Here is a 17,247-nt window from a genome sequence, read left to right on the forward strand (position 1 = left end):
TCTGATTCACATGGCCTGCAGCGGGGCAGCTGCAGCAATTTTTCACACTTTCGCCCTGTGGGCCGGCGGCGCGCGGTGGCGCCTGGGCGGGGGTATCAGCTACGCTCACACCCCTTGCAGGCAAGAGCAACACACAATGAAAACGATATCTTGGAGGAACACCCCGGCGCGCATGGCCACGCTGCTGTGGGGCGGATTGCTGCTGGCCACCCCGGCGCAGGCATTGCAGATCGTCAGCTTCAGCCCCCAGGGCGAAGTGGCACGGGTGCGGCAGATGGTGGCCAAGTTCGATGCCGCAGCGGTCAACTTTGGTGACCCCAAGGCGCCCGCGCCCTTCACCCTGAGCTGCAGCGACGCCGAGGCCACCAAGGGCACAGCCCGGTGGACGGGCGAGCGCGAATGGGTGTTTGACTTCGAGCGTGACCTGCCGCCCGGCGTGCGCTGCACCGCCACGGCCAGGCCAGGGTTCAAATCGGCCTCTGGCGCCGATCTGACGGGCGCCAAGAGCTATCAGTTCAATAGCGGCGGCCCGTTTGTGCAACACATCCGCCCGGGCACCTACCAGGCCATCGACGAGGAGCAGTTCTTTGTGCTGCAGCTCAATGGCCCGGCCACGCTGGCCAGCGTGCAGGCCAATGTGTGGTGCACGGCCGATGGCGTTGGCGAGCGCATCCCCGTGCGCCTGATCGACGGCACCGAGCGGACCGACGTGCTCAAGGCACTGGGCCTCGACAAGCGGGCGGCGCAAAGCCCCCTGCAGTACCTCACGGTGGCCTGCAACCGCAGGCTGACCTCGGGCTCGCGCATGCAGCTGGTGTATGGCAAGGGCGTCGCCACGCCCAGCGGCGTGCCCAACGCCATCGACAAACGCTACGACTACCAGGTGCGCGAGCCGTTTGCCGCCGAGTTCAGCTGCGAGCGCGAGAACGCCCAGGCCGCGTGCTGGCCCATCCTGCCGATGACGCTGTCGTTCAACGCCCCGGTGCCGCGCACGCTGGCCGAGGGCATACGCCTCAAGTCCGCCAAGGAAACGCTGAAACCCCGCCTGGACGGCGACACCCCCGGCCGCAAGGTGGACCCGGATGCGCTGTTGAGCAGCGTGCAGTTCGGCCCCGGCCTGGCCGAGAACACGGCGTTCAGCATCGAGCTGCCCAAGGACTTCCAGGACGCCTCGGGCCGCAAGCTGCGCAACGCCGACAACTTCCCGCTGAAAGTGTCCACAGGCGGCACGCCGCCGCTGGCCAAGTTTGCCGCCGCGCCCTTCGGCATCGTCGAGCGGTTTGCCGAAGGCCCGGCCGCCGACAAGCCACCCGCGCTGCTGCCCGTCACGCTGCGCAATGTGGAAGCCGCGCTGCGCGTGCAGGGCCTGCAGCCGGGCGCTGCGCCCGCTGGCAAGGTCAGCACGCTCAAGCCCCGCACCGACGCCGACATCATTGCCTGGTTCAAGAAGGTGCAGCGCTATGACAACCACACCGTGAGCCGCAGACAGGCGCGCCAGGACGTGACCGGCCCGCTGCCCCGCGTGATCGACGACGAGCGCGAGCATGTGCAGTCGCGCACCGTCTCGCTGCTGGCCGGCAAGAGCGGCGTGAAGACGCTGGATTTGCCCCAACCTGCCAGCAACGATGTGCGGCCCTTCGAGGTGGTGGGCATCCCGCTCACGCCGGGCTTTCATGTGGTGGAGATCGCATCGCAAAAGCTCGGCGCGTCGCTGCTGGACGAGCGCCTGGGCGACAGCCGCACGATGTATGTGCGCACCTCGGCCCTGGTCACCAACCTGGGCGTTCACTTCAAGCTGGGCCGCGAGAACGCCATGGCCTGGGTGACCACACTGGACAAGGGCCAGCCCGTGCAGGGCGCCACGGTGCGCGTGAGCGACTGCAAGGGCAACGAGCTGACCAACGCCACCACCGATGCCAACGGCGTGGCCCGCATCGAAGGGCTGTCGTCCGACCCCACCCGCTGCAGCGAAGAGGGCTACTACGGTGACGGTGGCAACGCCTACTTTGTGAGCGCGCGACACAACGGTGCCGATGGCGTGGAGGACATGGCCTTCACCTGGAGCGACTGGCAGCGCGGCATCGAACCCTGGCGCTTCAACGTACCCACCAGCAGCGACCCACGCCCGGACGAGCATGCCCACACCATCTTTGACCGCACCCTGTTCCGCGCGGGTGAGACCGTGTCGATGAAGCACCTGGTGCGCGCACAGACCCGCCAGGGCTTTGCGTTGCCGCAGGCCGTGCCGGAGACCCTTGTCATCACCCACGTGGGCAGCGGCCAGCAGTTCACACAGCCGCTGGCCTGGCGTGGCACCGCCACTGGCGGGCAGAGCGCGCAGAGCACCTTCGCCATACCCCCCGCGGCCAAGCTGGGCGTGTACCAGGTGGAGCTGCGCAGCGACACCGAGCGCGGCCGCAGCTTCAGCTCGGGCGAATTCCGCGTGGAGGAGTTCCGCCTGCCCGTGCTGGAAGGGCGCATCACGCCGGTAGACAAGAAGGCGCTGGTGCGCGTGCGCTCGGTGCCCACCGATGTGCAGGTCAACTACGTGGCGGGCGGCGCCGCGGCCAACCTGCCGGTGCGCGTGTCGGCCCTGGTGCGCGGCAAGTACCTGCAGTACGACGACTACGACACCTTCAGCTTCAACCCGCCGCGCAAGCGCGAGCAGAGCAATGCCAGCAGCGACGATGAAGAAGCCACGGCCAGCCAGGACGCCCGCGTGATCGCCGACAAGCTGCCGCTGACGCTGGACCGCAATGGCGCGGGCAAGGTCACCATCGAGAACGTGCCCCAGATACGCCAGCCGCAGGAGCTGGTGCTGGAGGCCACCTATGCCGACCCCAATGGCGAGGTGCAGACGATCCGCAGCACGCAGAACCTGTGGCCCGCGGGCGTCGTGGCCGGCATCAAGACCGAAGGCTGGGTGTCGGCGCGCCAGAAGATCCGCTTCCAGGCCCTGGCGCTGCAGCACAGTGGCAAGCCGGCGGCCGACACCTCGCTGCAGGTGCAGGCGATGGCCCGCATCACCACCAGCACGCGCAAGCGCATGGTGGGCGGCTTCTACAGCTACGACAACCAGACCGAGACCAAAGACCTGGGCACGCTGTGCAGCGGCAAGAGCGACGCGCGCGGCCTGCTGCTGTGCGAATCCAAGCTCGACGAACCCGGCGAGGTGGAGCTGGTGGTGACGGCCACCGACAAGGACGGCAATACCAGCGTGGCCGCGTCGTCGGTATGGGTCACGCGCCAGGGCGAGCTGTGGTTTGGTGGCGAAGACCACGACCGCATCGACCTGCTGGCCGAGAAGAAAAGCTACCAGCCCGGCGAAACCGCCAGGTTCCAGGTGCGCATGCCGTTCCGCTTTGCCACCGCGCTGGTGGCGGTGGAGCGCGAGGGCATCATCGACACGCAGGTGGTGCAGCTCAACGGCCAGGACCCCACGGTGAGCCTGAAAGTGCAGCCCGACTGGGGCCCCAACGTGTACGTGAGCGTGCTGGCCCTGCGCGGCCGCCTGCGCGAGGTGCCGTGGTACAGCTTCTTCACCTGGGGCTTCAAGGCACCGCGCGAGTGGTGGACGTCCTTCTGGTACGAGGGCAAGGAATACCAGGCGCCCACCGCGCTGGTGGATCTTTCCAAACCCGCATTCCGCCTCGGCGTGGCCGAGATCCGCGTGGGCACGCAGGCCCACCAGATCGACGTGAAGGTGCAGGCCGACAAGGAAAGCTACGCCGTGCGCGGCAAGGCCCAGGTCACCATCACCGCCACGCTGCCCGGCGGCAAACCCGCCGCCAACGCCGAGGTGGCCCTGGCCGCCGTGGACCAGGCCCTGCTGGAACTGATGCCCAACACCAGCTGGAACCTGCTCGAAGCCATGCTGCAGCGGCGCAGCTGGGGCGTGGAGACCGCCACCGCGCAGATGGAAATCATCGGCCGCCGCCACTATGGCAAGAAGGCGGTGCCCGCGGGCGGCGGCGGCGGCAAGGCGCAGACGCGCGAACTGCTCGACACCCTGCTGCTGTGGGAGCCCGCCATCAAGCTGGACGCCAACGGCCAGGCCAGGGTGACGGTGCCGCTCAACGATGCACTGACCACGTTCAAGATCGTGGCTGTGGCCGATGCCGCCACCGGCCTCTTCGGCACGGGCAGCACCAGCATCCGCGCCACGCAGGACTTGCAGATCATCAGCGGCCTGCCGCCCCTGGTGCGCGAGGACGACCAGTTCCGCGCGCAGATCACGCTGCGCAACACCACCAAGACGGCGATGAAGGTGGAGGTGGCGCCGCGCGCCACGCTGCTTCAGCTTTCGCCGCAGACGATCGATATCCCGCCTGACGAAGCGCGTGAGGTGGCGTGGAACGTGACAGCCCCTGTGCAGCTAGCGCAAACGCGCGCCGAGTCCATCCTGTGGGAGATCGAGGCCAAGGACACCGTGGGCGGCGCGCGCGATGCGCTCAAAGCCAGCCAGAAGCTGATCCCGGCCGTTCCGCTCACGGTGCAGCAGGCCACGCTGGTGCAGGTGGACGGCAGCTTCAACCTGGACGTGAACCCGCCAGCGGACGCCATCCCCGGCCGGGGCGGCCTCAAGATGTCGCTGCAGCCCAAGCTGGCCGAAGGCCTGCCCGGCGTGCGCGACTGGTGGGCGCGCTACCCGTTTGCCTGCCTGGAGCAAAAGACCAGCAAGGCCGTGGGCCTGCGCGACGGTGCGCTGTGGCAGACCGTGGTGGCGCAGCTGCCCACGTACCTCGACAGCGACGGCCTGGCCAACTACTTCCCGCCGCGCGACGGTGATGCCAACCGCGGCAGCGACACGCTCACCGCCTACCTGCTGGCCGCCACGCACGAGGCAGCCAGCATCAACCCCGCGTTTGCGCTGCCCGACGAAGCCCGCGCGCCCATGGAGCGTGGTCTGATCGCCTTTGTGGAAGGCCGCATCCAGCGCAGCTTCTGGAGCCCCCGCAAAGACCTGGACATGCGCAAGGTGGCCGCGCTGGAAGCGCTGTCGCGCTATGGCAAGGCCCAGGGCCGCATGGTCAGCAGCATCACCATTGCGCCCAACCAGTGGCCCACCCACACGGTGATCGACTGGGTCAATGTGCTCAAGCGCGTGGCCGATGTGCCCCAGCGCGACCAGCGCCTGGCCGAGGCCATGCAGATACTGCGTGCGCGCCTGTCGTTCCAGGGCTCCAAACTCGTTTTCAGCACCGAGCAAGACGACTACTGGTGGTGGCTGATGCAAAACGGCGACGTGAACACCGCGCGCCTGATGCTGGCGGTGATGGACGACCCGGCATGGAAGGACGACATGGGGCGCCTGGCCAACGGCTTCATCAGCCGCCAGCAGGCGGGCGCCTGGCACACCACCACGGCCAACCTGTGGGGCGCTCTGGCGCTGGAAAAATTCAGCGCCAGGTTCGAGGCCACGCCGGTTTCGGGCACCACCCGCGCTGCGATGGGCGGCAACACCGCCAGCGTGGACTGGAGCAAGGTGGAGCGCGTGAAGGTAAGCGACGCCACGGGCGCCGCGCACCAGAACGGCATGGAAGGAACACGGGGCGTTCCGTGGTTCGGCGCGCCCGCGTCGCCCGGCAACTTGCGCAACAACGACATGTTCCTGGCCTGGGGCAAGGCGGGCGGCAAGGAGAACCTGGCGGTCACGCACCAGGGCCCGGGCAAGCCCTGGCTCACGCTGCAGTCGGTGGCGGCCGTGCAGCTCAAGGCGCCGTTCTCGGCCGGGTACACCATCACCAAGACCGTGACGCCCGTGGAGCAGGCCAACAAGTCGCTGCCCGCCGGCCAGTACACGCGCGGCGACGTGCTGCGCGTGAAGCTGGAGGTGAATGCCAGCGCCGATATGACCTGGGTGGCCATCACCGACCCGATCCCGGGCGGCGCCACCATCCTGGGCAGTGGGCTGGGCCGCGACTCGCAGATCGCCACGCAGGGCGAGCGGCGCAGCGGCGCGGGCTGGCCCGCGTTCGAGGAGCGCAGCTTCGAGTCCTTCCGCAGCTACTACGAGTACCTGCCCAAGGGCACGGTCACCATGGAATACACCGTGCGGCTGAACAACGTGGGCGACTTCGCTCTGCCCCCGAGCCGCGTGGAGGCGCTGTACGCGCCCGAGATGTTTGGCGAGGCGCCGAACGCGCGGGTGAAGGTAGAGCCGGTGAAGTGAGCAGGCACCGCTGCGCAGCCCAATCCCTCCGCCCTGCCTAAGCCGCGTTGCCGTGGCCTGAGGGCCTGGCGTGCAGGCGCAGACCCTCGAAATACGAAGCCGCCATGGCCGCAACCGCTGCCAGCACGAGCTCTACCCAGACAAACGGGGTTGAGCGCGCCAGTCTGTACAACATGGAAAGTGCCTTGGAGCGCACCAGCGCCACCCCGGCCGCCACCAGCAAGGCCCCGATGGCGGGGTACACGAAGGGCTTGTACCAGAGCACGGAGGACGAATAGATTGGACCCGCCCAGCCCATCCCCAGCGGCGCAGCCCACAGCGTGGCACCCCAGCTGAGCTCGCGGGCGGCCAGTACCAGCCACACCATGACAGCGGGGTAGCCCAGGGCCGCACGGCCGGTGCGCGCAAACCACCACGCCAGCCCGGCGCCGGCCAGCAGCTGCACCAGCTGCAGGTTCTCCAGCACGCCGTTTTCCCAGCCCATGGTCACGGGCAGCCACGGGGCCATGGGATAGCCCAGCAGGGCCCAGAGCACGCAGCCAGCCCACAGCAGGCGGCGCGTGCGGGCCACGCGGCAGGTTGTCCGCAGCGGGAGGGACGGCAAAAATATCGGAAACAGACATGAAGGGGAAAGGTGCTGGAACGGCGCCCTGGCAGGCGGCGAAAAAAGCCTCTATTGTCACCAGGGTTTCACCGTGCATCAGGCAGGGCGGCCGCGGGTAGTGCGGCAGCCGAGGGTGCCTGACTCCCGCCCCTCACCGTGGGCCGCCAGACACCGCCATCAGTTAACCTAGCGGCCCGCATTTCTTTCTGAAGGCACACCATGAACGCACCCGCCTCTCTCACCGATGAATTGCTGTCGCAGCTGCAGGGCGCGCCGCTGCAGCAGATAGCCAGCCAGTTGGGCACCAACCCCTCGCAGGCGCAGAGCGCGGTAGCGGCGGCGCTGCCCATGCTGCTAGGCGCCCTGGGGCGCAACGCAGCGCAGCCCCAGGGCGCGGCCGACCTGTTGGGCGCCCTGCAGCGCGACCACGTGGGCCGCGCCGCTGGCGGTGGCGGGCTCGGCGATCTGCTGGGCTCGGTGCTCGGCGGCATGGGAGGCGGTGGCGGTGCCGGGGGTGCCGCCGATGGCGCCAGCATCCTGGGCCACATTTTTGGGGGCAACCAGCAGCGCGCCGAAGCGGGTCTGGGCCAGGCCACGGGCCTGGGGGCCAATGCGGGGCAGCTGCTGCAGATCCTTGCCCCCATCGTGATGGCGTTTCTGGCGCAGCGCACTCAGGCGGGCGGCATGGACGCCGGTGGCCTGGGCGCGGTGCTGGGCCGTGAGCACGCCCAGGTGCGCCAGCAGGGTGGCGTGGGTGGCGACCTGCTGGGCAGCCTGCTCGACCAGGACGGCGACGGCCAGGTCGGCCTGGGTGATCTGATCAAGATCGGTGGCGGCCTGCTGGGCGGGCGCCGCTGAGCCTCCCGGCACCCCGTGCAGGCCCTTGGCTTACGGCAGCGGCTGCGCGGGGCTCTGCCACGCATTGCTTCATTTTTAATAGCTGCTTGCGCAGGCACAGCAAGCGCTCTGCCCACTTTTAATGAAGTTCGCGCAGATTTCCGCCCGTCGGACACCCTGATCCTCTCGCGCGAGGGCGAGGTGCTGCAACGCCTGCGCACCGATGCCACCGTGCGGCGCGGCCAGTGGGTGCCGCTGGCCGACGTGTCGCCTGCGCTGCGCCAGGCACTGGTGCTCAGCGAGGACAAGCGCTTTTACGAACACAGCGGTGTGGACTGGCGCGCCGCGTCGGCGGCCGCCTGGGGCAACCTGTGGAACCAGCGCACGCGCGGGGCCAGCACCATCACCATGCAGCTGGCGGGCCTGCTGGACGGCGACTGGCGCCAGGGCCCCGGCGGGCGCACCGTGGTGCAAAAGCTCGGGCAGACGGTGGCCGCCCAGGTGCTCGACCGCCGCTGGCGCAAGGACCAGATCCTGGAGGCCTACCTCAACCTCGTGCCGTTTCGCAGCGAGCTGGTGGGCATCGACGCCTTGAGCCGCACGCTGTTTGGCAAGGCCGCCCATGGCCTGGACGACCGCGAGGCGGCGGTGGCCGCCGCCCTGGTGCGCGCACCCAACGCCCGGCCTGCGCTGGTGGCGCAGCGGGCCTGCGGCGTGCTGCGCGACATGCAGCAGCGCCCCCATGCACCCGCAGCGCGTGTGGACTGCGATGCGCTGGACCTCTTCGCTACCGCCGCGCTGCAGCGCCGCGCCTTTGACGCCAGCGAGGGCGTGGCCCCGCACTTTGCGCGCTACCTGCTGCGCCAGCAGTTCAAGGACGGTGCGGCCATGCCCGAGCGCGTGCCCACCACCCTGCGCGCGCCACTGCAGCGTTTTGCCGCGCAGACCCTGCAGCAGCACCTGCGCGAGCTGCGCGGGCGCAATGTGGAAGACGGCGCCGTGCTGGTGCTGGACAACGCCACGGGCGCGGTGCTGGCGTGGGTGGGCTCGTCGGGCCAGCTCAGCCAGGCCAGCGAGGTGGATGCCGTGCTGGCGCTGCGCCAGCCGGGCTCCACGCTCAAGCCTTTTCTGTACGCGCATGCCATTGCCGAGCGGCGGCTCACGGCGGCGTCTCTGGTGGAGGACTCGCCCGCGCAGATCACCACGGCCAGCGGCCTGTACATCCCCCAGAACTACGACCGGCAGTTCAAGGGCTGGGTGTCGGTGCGCACGGCGCTGGCGGCCTCGCTCAACGTGCCGGCCGTGCGCACGCTGGTCATGGTCACGCCCGATGCGTTCCACCGCCAGCTGGTTGCAGCCGGTTTGCCACTGCGCGAAAGCGGCGACTACTTTGGCTACAGCCTGGCGCTGGGCAGCCCCGAGGTGCCGCTGCTGCACCTGACCAATGCCTACCGCACGCTCGCCAACGGCGGGCGGCTGAGCCCCGTGGCGCTGCAGGAGGCCGCGAAGCCGCGTTTCACCCCGGCACTGGATGCGCGTGCCGCTTTCATCGTGGGCGACATCCTCTCGGACGGCAACGCCCGCGCCCGCACGTTCGGCACCGACAGCGTGCTCGCCACGCGCTTCTGGACCGCCGTGAAAACCGGCACCAGCAAGGACATGCGCGACAACTGGGCCGTGGGCTGGTCCGAGCGTTACACCGTGGGCGTATGGGTGGGCAACGCCAGCGGCGCGGCCATGCACGATGTGAGCGGCACCAGCGGCGCGGCGCCCATCTGGTCGGCACTGATGGGCTTTTTGCACGCACGCGCGCCCAGCCGTGCACCGAAGGCGCCTGCGGGGCTGGTGCAGGCCGCCGTGCGGTTTGGTGCCGTGGCTGCAGAGGGTGCAGCCGCGCCCCAGCCGCTGGAGGCCGCGCGGCAGGAGTGGTTTACCGCGGGCACCGAGCAAGCCGTTTTCGCTATTGATTCAGGAGCTGCCAGCGCTTATTGGCAAAGCGCCAGAGGCCAAAATGACTCAAAATCATTCGCTGCCCGCATCACAAGCCCCGCGTCCGGCACGGTGATTGCGCTCGACCCGGACATCCCGCCCACGCGCCAGCGCCTGCAATTCACCGCCACAGGCGAGGGCCTTCGCTGGCGCATGGATGGCAAGCCCCTGGGCCAGGGCGCTCGCGTGGCCTGGCTGCCCTGGCCGGGGCGCCACGTGGTGCAGATCGTGAATGCGCGGGGGCAGGTACTGGACGAAGTTCGCATCGAGGTGCGGGGTGCTGGTGCCGTGACACCCCCACCGCCGCCGCGCAGAAACTGACGTGCGTCAATTTTCCGTGTGCGATGGGAAATACGAGTAGGCCCCAAGTCAGGCTGACTGTATAAACTGGTAACAAATTTTCTGCCATGCCCCTGCTTCGTCAGTTTTTCTCCCACCGCCTGATCTGGCTGGCCCTGCTCGTCTCGCTGGGCATCGGGGTGCTGTTTGCCCGGTCGGTCTGGACCATTCGCAAGGACGAGTGGGACTACGCCATCCAGACCAATGCGAACCTGGCCCAGACACTGGAGCGCAGCCTGATCTGGGCCCTGGACTCCTACGACAGATCCCTGCAGGGCGTGGCGCGCGAGGCGGGCAACCCCGAGACATGGGCACTGCCCCCTGAGCTGCGTGCGCGCGTGGTGTTTGACAACTCTCTGCGCATGGAGGGTGCCGGCAACGTTTTTGTGCTGGATAAAAAGGGCGACCTGATCCTGGACTCTGGCTCGCTGGTTCCGCGCAAGGCCAACTTTGCCGACCGTGACTACTTCTAGGCGTTCGAGTCTGGCACGCACACGGGGCTCTTTGTGGGCAAGCCCGTGCCGTCGCGGGTCACGGGCATCTACATCCTGCCCCTGTCGCGGGCCTACCGGCATCCCGATGGCAGCTTTGCGGGCGTGGTGGTGGGGGCGCTACGCCTAAGCTTTTTCAATGAAATGTTTGGCTCGCTCGACCTCGGGCCCAACAGCGGTGTGAACATGTTTCGCGGCGACGGGGTCATCATTTCGCGCTTTCCGTATGGCGATGCGGATGTGGGCAAGACCATTGCCGGAACCCACAACTTCCTGCGGTTCCAGCGGGAGGGAAGCGGCTCGTTCGTCGGCCGTGCTGCGCTGGATGGCGTCGAACGCCTCTACACATATCGCAAGGTGGGCAACTACCCGCTGATCATCAACGTGGCCCAGGCCACGCACACCATTCTGGACAAGTGGTACCGCAGCGCGTGGATGCTGGGCGGCTTTGCGCTGCTGCTGATCGGGGGCTGCATGGGCCTGGGCCTGCTGTTTGTGCGCGAACTGACATTGCGCCAGTCCGTCAGCGGCCAACTCAAGCAGGCCGAGCACGACCTGCGCACCATATTGAACAACCTGCCGTCCATGATCGGCTACTGGGACAGGGACCTTCGCAACCGCTTTGCCAACCACGCGTACCTGGAATGGTTTGGCCAGGCACCCGGCGAGATGCGGGGCAAACACATCAGCCACTTGCTGGGGCCCGAGCTGTACGAGAAAAACCGCCCCTACCTGGAACAGGCGCTGCAGGGGCACGAGCAACTGTTCGAGCGCACCATCGTGGACCCCAAGGGCGTCGCGCGGTACGCGCTGGCGTCGTACACCCCTGACTTCGACGGCAGCGAAGTGCGCGGCATCTTCGTGCAGGTGACCGACATCACCGAGCGCAAGCGCATGGAAGACGCGCTGTTTGACGAAAAAGAGCGCATGCGTCTCACCCTGCGCGCCATGGGCGATGCAGTGGTCTGCACCGACGCGCAGGGCCATGTCACCTACCTCAACCCGGTGGCGCAGCGCCTGACGGGCTGGCAAGGGTTTGACGCCGCCGGGCACAACGCCGATGAAGTGGTCATGCTGCGCAGCGCCGACAACGACGCACTGCAGGACAACCCGCTGCGTCAGGCCCTTGAGCAGGCGTGCACAGTGGATGCGGTGCGCGGCATTGTGGTGCACCGCAGCAGCGGCGCGCGTTTTCAGGTGGAAGGCAGCGCCAGCCCCATTACCGACCGCCATGGCGCCGTGACGGGCGCGGTGGCCGTGCTGCGCGACGTGACGGAAGCCGTGGCCATGGCCGAGCGCATGGCGCACCTGGCGCAGTACGACACGCTGACCAACTTGCCCAACCGCCTGCTGCTGAAAGACCGCGCGGAGGTGGCCATGGCCCAGGCGCGGCGCGAGGCGAAGCTGCTGGGCGTGATGTTCCTGGACCTGGATGGTTTCAAGCAGGTCAATGACAGCCTGGGCCACGCCATGGGCGACCAGTTGCTGGTGCAGTTTGCCCAGCGCCTGCAGGCCGCCGTGCGTGCATCCGACACCGTGTGCCGCCAGGGTGGCGACGAGTTCGTGGTGCTGCTGCCGGGGCTCGATACCCCCGAAGCCGCCTGCGGCGTGGCGCGCAAGATTCTCGCTGCGTGCGACACGCCGTTCGAGCTGGCCGGGCGGCGTGTGCAGGTGGGGATCAGTGGCGGGATCGCACTTTTCCCGCAGCACGGCGACACCTTTGACGACCTCTCACGCCACGCCGACGACGCCATGTACGCCGCCAAACGGGGCGGGCGCATGCGCTTCATGCTCAACCGCGGCCCGGGCGCCGAGCCAGAGCCCGTGCTGCCCGAGAGCGCCACGGCGTGAAGCGCTACTGTATTGATAGCTTATGGCGCTTGCTGCACAAGCGCTGCAGGCCAAAATGGCTTGAAATCTGCTTGCCACTGGCGTCCAGTGGTGCGTACGGCCATGGAAATTTGTTGCAGCGCGGCCCAAATAATTTTGATGGCCGGCTGGCGCGCAACTGCCTACCATTCGGCCCAGCCTCTCCATCCGCCAGCACCCTGGTGCAACCCCCTTCTGGAGCCTCCGCGTGCCCGATCTTTCCAAAATCACCTGCATCGAAGACCTGCGTGTCATTGCCGAGCGCCGCGTGCCGCGCATGTTTTATGACTACGCCGATTCAGGCTCGTACACCGAAGGCACCTACCGCGCCAACGAAAGTGACTTCCAGCGCATCAAGCTGCGCCAGCGCGTGGCCGTCAACATGGAAGGCCGCAGCACCCGCACCACCATGGTCGGCCAGGACGTGGCCATGCCCGTGGCCATTGCGCCCACGGGCCTGACCGGCATGCAGCATGCCGACGGAGAAATCCTGGGCGCGAGAGCGGCCAAGGCGTTTGGCATTCCGTTCACGCTCTCGACCATGAGCATCTGCTCCATCGAAGACGTGGCCCAGCACACCGGCAACCACCCGTTCTGGTTCCAGGTGTACGTGATGCGCGACCGCGACTTCATCGAGCGCCTGATCGACCGCGCCAAGGCCGCCAACTGTTCGGCGCTGCAGCTCACGCTCGATCTGCAGATCCTGGGCCAGCGCCACAAGGACATCAAGAACGGCCTCTCGGCCCCGCCCAAGCCCACCATCGCCAACCTCATCAACCTGGCCACCAAACCGCGCTGGTGCCTGGGCATGCTGGGCACAAAGCGCCGCAGCTTTGGCAACATCGTGGGCCATGCCAAGGGCGTGGGCGATTTGTCGTCGCTGTCGTCGTGGACGGCCGAGCAGTTTGACCCGCAGCTCAACTGGGGCGACGTGGAGTGGATCAAGAAACGCTGGGGCGGCAAGCTGATCTTGAAGGGCATCATGGACGCCGAAGACGCGCGCCTGGCCGTGAACAGCGGCGCCGATGCGCTCATCGTCAGCAACCACGGCGGCCGCCAGTTGGATGGCGCCCCCTCCTCCATCGCTGCGCTGCCCGGCATTGCCGCTGCGGCGGGCAAAGACATCGAGGTGTGGATGGACGGCGGCATCCGCAGCGGGCAGGACGTGCTCAAGGCCCGCGCCCTGGGCGCACAAGGCACGCTGATCGGGCGCAGCTTTCTGTATGGCCTGGGCGCCTTTGGCGAGGCGGGCGTGACGCGTGCGCTGCAGATCATCCAGAAAGAGCTGGATATCACCATGGCGTTTTGCGGCCACACCAACATCAACACGGTGGACCGGTCCATCCTGCTGCCGGGCACGTACCCGACCTGAGTTGTGTAGACCCACCCCCGAAAAGGCCGCGCTGCGGCCTTTGCTGTTTCTGGCCTGGTGAATCCATCGCGCAGCAGAGCACGGCGCCGGCGCCGCCCGCATTGGTACGGCCACCTGACGCAGCGGTGCGTTGCAGGCCAGCACCCCTCTTGGCGCTTACCTGACAGCCGCCCATAGTTTCACCATGAACGGCAATGACAGAAAAAGTGCAGCGTCCGTCCCAGCTCACTCATGCCGCAGCGCATCGATCGGGTCCATGCGTGCCGCGCGCCGCGCCGGGAAGTAGCCAAACACCACGCCAATCCCGGCCGAGAACACGAACGACAGCAGGTTCACGCCGGGGTTGAACAAGTAGGGCACGCCCATCAGGCCCGACAGCGCGAGCGACGCGCCCGTGGCCAGCACGATGCCGATGAGCCCGCCCAAGGCGGCCAGCACCACGGCCTCGATCAGAAACTGCAGCAGCACCTCGCGCTCCAGCGCGCCAATGGCCAGCCGCAGGCCGATCTCGCGCGTGCGCTCGGTCACGCTCACCAGCATGATGTTCATGATGCCGATGCCGCCCACCAGCAGGCTCACGGCTGCCACGGCGCCCAGCAGCGTGGTCAACACCTTGGTGGTGCCCGAGAGCGTGTCGGCCAGCTGTTTGGTGTCGAGCACATTGAAGTTGTCTTCGTCCGAGTCCGACAGCTTGCGCAGCTCGCGCAGCAATTGCGTGAGGCTGGCCTTCACCCGCTCGGGGTCGCTGCCATCCTTCATCGACACCAGCAGCGTGTTCACCCGCGTGTTACCCGTCACGCGGCGCTGCAGCGTGCGCAGCGGCACCAGCACGGTGTCGTCCTGGTCGTTGCCAAACGCACCCTGCCCTTTGGACGCCAGCACGCCCACCACCTCGCAGGAAAACGCCTTCACGCGCAGCTGGCCGCCCACGGCATCGGCGGTGCCAAACAGCTCGCGTCGCACGGTCTCGCCGATCAGGCAGACGGCGGCGCCCGCGCGCAGTTCCGCATCGGTAAAGACGCGGCCAGTGCGCACCGTCCAGTTGCCGGTCTCCAGCCAGGCGTTGGTGCTGCCGATCACGCTGGTCGTCCAGTTGCGCCCGCCCACCACGGCAGTGGCGGCGGCGCGCGCTTCGGGCGCCACGGCCAGGATGCCGCCGATCTGCTGGGCGATCATGTCGGCATCGGTGTCCTTGAAGGCCGGAGCGCCCGAGCCGCCGCCGGGCCCCATGCGCTGGCCGGGTCGCACCTGTAGCAGGTTGGTGCCCAGGCCCGATATCTGGTTCTGAATGGCCAACGTGGCGCCATTGCCCAGCGTGACCATGGTGATGACCGCGCTCACGCCGATCACGATGCCCAGGATGGTGAGGAAAGAGCGCATGAGATTGCGCCGGATGGAACGCAACGCCAGCAGCAGGGTGTTGAGCAACATCAGTGGCCTCCCGCGTCCGAACCGGCCACCGCCGGCAGGGCCGATGCTGCATCAGCGTCCAGGCCCTTGGGGTGCGGGTTGGGCGCGTCGCTGTCCACCACGCCATCGACAAACCGCACGATGCGCCGCGCGTACTGCGCCATGTCGGGCTCGTGCGTGACCATCAGCACGGTGATGCCGTGGTCGGCGTTCAGGCGCCACAGCAGTTCCATGATCTCGACACTGCGTTGCGTATCGAGGTTGCCGGTGGGCTCGTCGGCCAGCAGCACATCGGGCTCGGTGACGATGGCGCGCGCAATCGCCACGCGCTGCTGCTGCCCGCCCGACAGCTCGGCGGGGGTGTGGTGTTCCCAGCCCTTGAGGCCCACGGCCTCCAGCGCACGCGCGGCCGCTGCGTGGCGCGCGGTGGCCGACTCGCCCCGGTACAGCAGGGGCAGCTCCACGTTCTCTTGCGCCGAGGTGCGCGCCAGCAGGTTGAAGCCCTGGAACACAAAGCCAAAGTAGCGCCGCCGCAGCCGTGCCCGCTCGTCGCGCGAGAGTGACTCCACATGCACGCCCTTGAACAGGTATTCGCCCGTGGTGGGGCGGTCCAGGCAGCCCAGCGTGTTCATGGCCGTGGACTTGCCCGAGCCGCTGGGGCCCATGATGGCCACAAAATCGCCTTGTGCAATGTCCAAGTCCACGCCCTTGAGCGCCTGAAAGGCCAGCGCCCCTTCGCCATAGACCTTGGTCACGCCGCGCAGGCGGATGATGGGGGTATCGCCCGCCACGCTCATGACTTGGCCCCTGCGGCGCGCTGGTCGGTGATCACGGCCATGCCGGGGGTCAGGCCCTCGCCGGTGACCTCGGTATGGCGGCCATCGCTGATGCCCACCTGCACATCGATGGGCTTGGCAGCGCCGTCTTGCAGCACCCACACCTGCCGCGTCTTGCCCGCGCCATCGCCCGCCTCGGCCGCCGCGCCCGGTTTGCGCGGGCCCGAGCCAGACCGTGGCATGCGCGGCATGAGCTGCGACATGATGCCGCCACCACTGCCGCTGCCCGACGCGCCGGGCTTGGCGCCACTCGCTCCGGGTTTCGCATCGGCCCCTGCGGCCTGAGCGGGCGTGAAGCGCAGCGCCGTGTTGGGCACCAGCAGCACGTCCTTGCGCTCGGTGGAGGTGATGGTGGCCGCCGCCGTCATGCCGGGGCGCAGGCTCATGTCGTTGTTGTTCACCTCCAGCCAGGTGATGTAGGTCACCACGTTGTCCGTCTTGGTGGAGCCAAACGCCACCCGCGTGACCTGGGCCGGGTAACGGCGCGAGGGATAGGCACTGACCGTGAAGCCCGCGTCCTGCCCCACCTTGACCGAACCCACATCGGCTTCGTCCACGCTCACATCCAGCCGCAGCCGCGTGAGGTCTTCGGCCACGGTGAACAGCGTCACGGCCTGCAGCGATGCGGCCACCGCGTTGCCGGGCTCCACCGTGCGGGTGAGCACCACGCCGTCGATGGGCGAGCGGATGGAGGCCTTGGACAGGTTGGTTTCGTCGGTGGACAGCGCTGCGCGTGCGTCCTCTACCGTGGCGCGGGCGCTGGTTTCGTCGGCGCGGGCACGGTCGAGCGTGGCGCGGCCTGCGTCCAGCTCGGCGGCCGATGGCACCTTGCCGCCGGACAGGCGGGCCACTTCTTCGAGCCGGCCAAAGTTGGCAATGGCCTCATTGGTGGTGGCCACGGCCTGGGCCAGCCGGGCCTGCGCCGACGCCAGCGAGGCGCGCGAGCGCAGCACTTGTGATTCGAGCTTGGCGGTGTCCAGCTCTACCAGCAGCTGCCCTTTCTTGACCTTGTCGTTCACATCCACCAGCACGTTGCGCACGGTGCCCGACAGCTCGCTGCCAATGGTGACCGAGCGCGTGGGCTGCAGCGTGCCATTGGCCGACACGGTGAGTGTTAGATTGCCCCGGCGCAACTCTTCGGTGACATAGGTGGGTGCAGTGCTGGCGCTCTGGCGCGATTGCCAGGCGTACAAGCCACCGCCCACCACCACGAGCGCGGCCACCCCCAGCCACACGGTAGTGCGCTGCCACCAGCGGCGCGGACGGTCGGCACCCAGGAGTGCTTCGAGGCTGGACGGGGGAGAGGAAGGTTTATCAGTCATAAGATC

At 68.0% G+C, this 17,247-nt stretch carries 10 protein-coding genes; 6 read left to right on the forward strand and 4 right to left on the reverse strand.

Going from position 1 to position 17,247, the window contains the following annotated elements; genetic code table 11:
* Positions 1 to 172 precede the first annotated feature (172 nt).
* Positions 173 to 6,172 carry an MG2 domain-containing protein gene (locus AAFF19_RS16765; protein ID WP_342721868.1) on the forward strand — a complete coding sequence of 2,000 codons (6,000 nt, stop codon included), beginning with the start codon at positions 173 to 175 and terminating at the stop codon, positions 6,170 to 6,172.
* A 37-nt stretch (positions 6,173 to 6,209) separates the two neighbouring features.
* Here AAFF19_RS16765 and AAFF19_RS16770 read toward each other — a convergent pair whose 3' ends face one another.
* Positions 6,210 to 6,743 (reverse strand): hypothetical protein, encoded by a 534-nt coding sequence (locus AAFF19_RS16770; protein ID WP_342720590.1) that lies wholly within the window; start codon positions 6,741 to 6,743, stop codon positions 6,210 to 6,212.
* 252 nt (positions 6,744 to 6,995) lie between these two features.
* Here AAFF19_RS16770 and AAFF19_RS16775 point away from each other — a divergent pair, with 252 nt between their 5' ends.
* The 5 genes from AAFF19_RS16775 to AAFF19_RS16795 all read left to right on the forward strand — a co-directional run bounded on the left by AAFF19_RS16775 (position 6,996) and on the right by AAFF19_RS16795 (position 13,673).
* A complete protein-coding gene (locus tag AAFF19_RS16775) occupies positions 6,996 to 7,634 on the forward strand; it encodes a DUF937 domain-containing protein (protein WP_182120845.1) in 639 nt (212 codons plus the stop codon).
* Between the two features lie 42 nt (positions 7,635 to 7,676).
* Complete coding sequence (gene pbpC, locus AAFF19_RS16780) at positions 7,677 to 9,923, forward strand: penicillin-binding protein 1C (RefSeq protein ID WP_342721869.1); 2,247 nt, start codon at positions 7,677 to 7,679, stop codon at positions 9,921 to 9,923.
* Positions 9,924 to 10,009: 86 nt separating this feature from the next.
* Entirely contained in the window at positions 10,010 to 10,414 is a 405-nt protein-coding gene (locus AAFF19_RS16785) for a hypothetical protein (protein WP_342720591.1), read from the forward strand.
* Between the two features lie 33 nt (positions 10,415 to 10,447).
* Complete coding sequence (locus tag AAFF19_RS16790; RefSeq protein ID WP_342720592.1) at positions 10,448 to 12,283, forward strand: diguanylate cyclase; 1,836 nt, start codon at positions 10,448 to 10,450, stop codon at positions 12,281 to 12,283.
* A 226-nt stretch (positions 12,284 to 12,509) separates the two neighbouring features.
* Entirely contained in the window at positions 12,510 to 13,673 is a 1,164-nt protein-coding gene (locus tag AAFF19_RS16795) for an alpha-hydroxy acid oxidase (RefSeq protein WP_342720593.1), read from the forward strand.
* A 225-nt stretch (positions 13,674 to 13,898) separates the two neighbouring features.
* Here the strand turns inward: AAFF19_RS16795 and AAFF19_RS16800 are convergent, their stop codons facing one another.
* From AAFF19_RS16800 to AAFF19_RS16810, 3 genes are read right to left on the reverse strand one after another with little or no spacing between them, the layout of a single operon-like run.
* Positions 13,899 to 15,104 carry an ABC transporter permease gene (locus AAFF19_RS16800; RefSeq protein ID WP_099730808.1) on the reverse strand — a complete coding sequence of 402 codons (1,206 nt, stop codon included), beginning with the start codon at positions 15,102 to 15,104 and terminating at the stop codon, positions 13,899 to 13,901.
* Entirely contained in the window at positions 15,104 to 15,880 is a 777-nt protein-coding gene (locus AAFF19_RS16805) for an ABC transporter ATP-binding protein (RefSeq protein ID WP_342720594.1), read from the reverse strand. Before AAFF19_RS16805 ends, AAFF19_RS16800 begins: the two co-directional genes overlap by 1 nt.
* Positions 15,877 to 17,241, reverse strand: a complete 1,365-nt coding sequence (locus tag AAFF19_RS16810; RefSeq protein WP_342720595.1) for an efflux RND transporter periplasmic adaptor subunit — start codon at positions 17,239 to 17,241, stop codon at positions 15,877 to 15,879. The genes AAFF19_RS16805 and AAFF19_RS16810 overlap by 4 nt, the downstream gene beginning before the upstream one ends.
* Between the last annotated feature and the right edge of the window lie 6 nt (positions 17,242 to 17,247).

Source organism: Acidovorax sp. FHTAMBA, from assembly GCF_038958875.1.
Classification (GTDB): domain Bacteria; phylum Pseudomonadota; class Gammaproteobacteria; order Burkholderiales; family Burkholderiaceae_C; genus Acidovorax.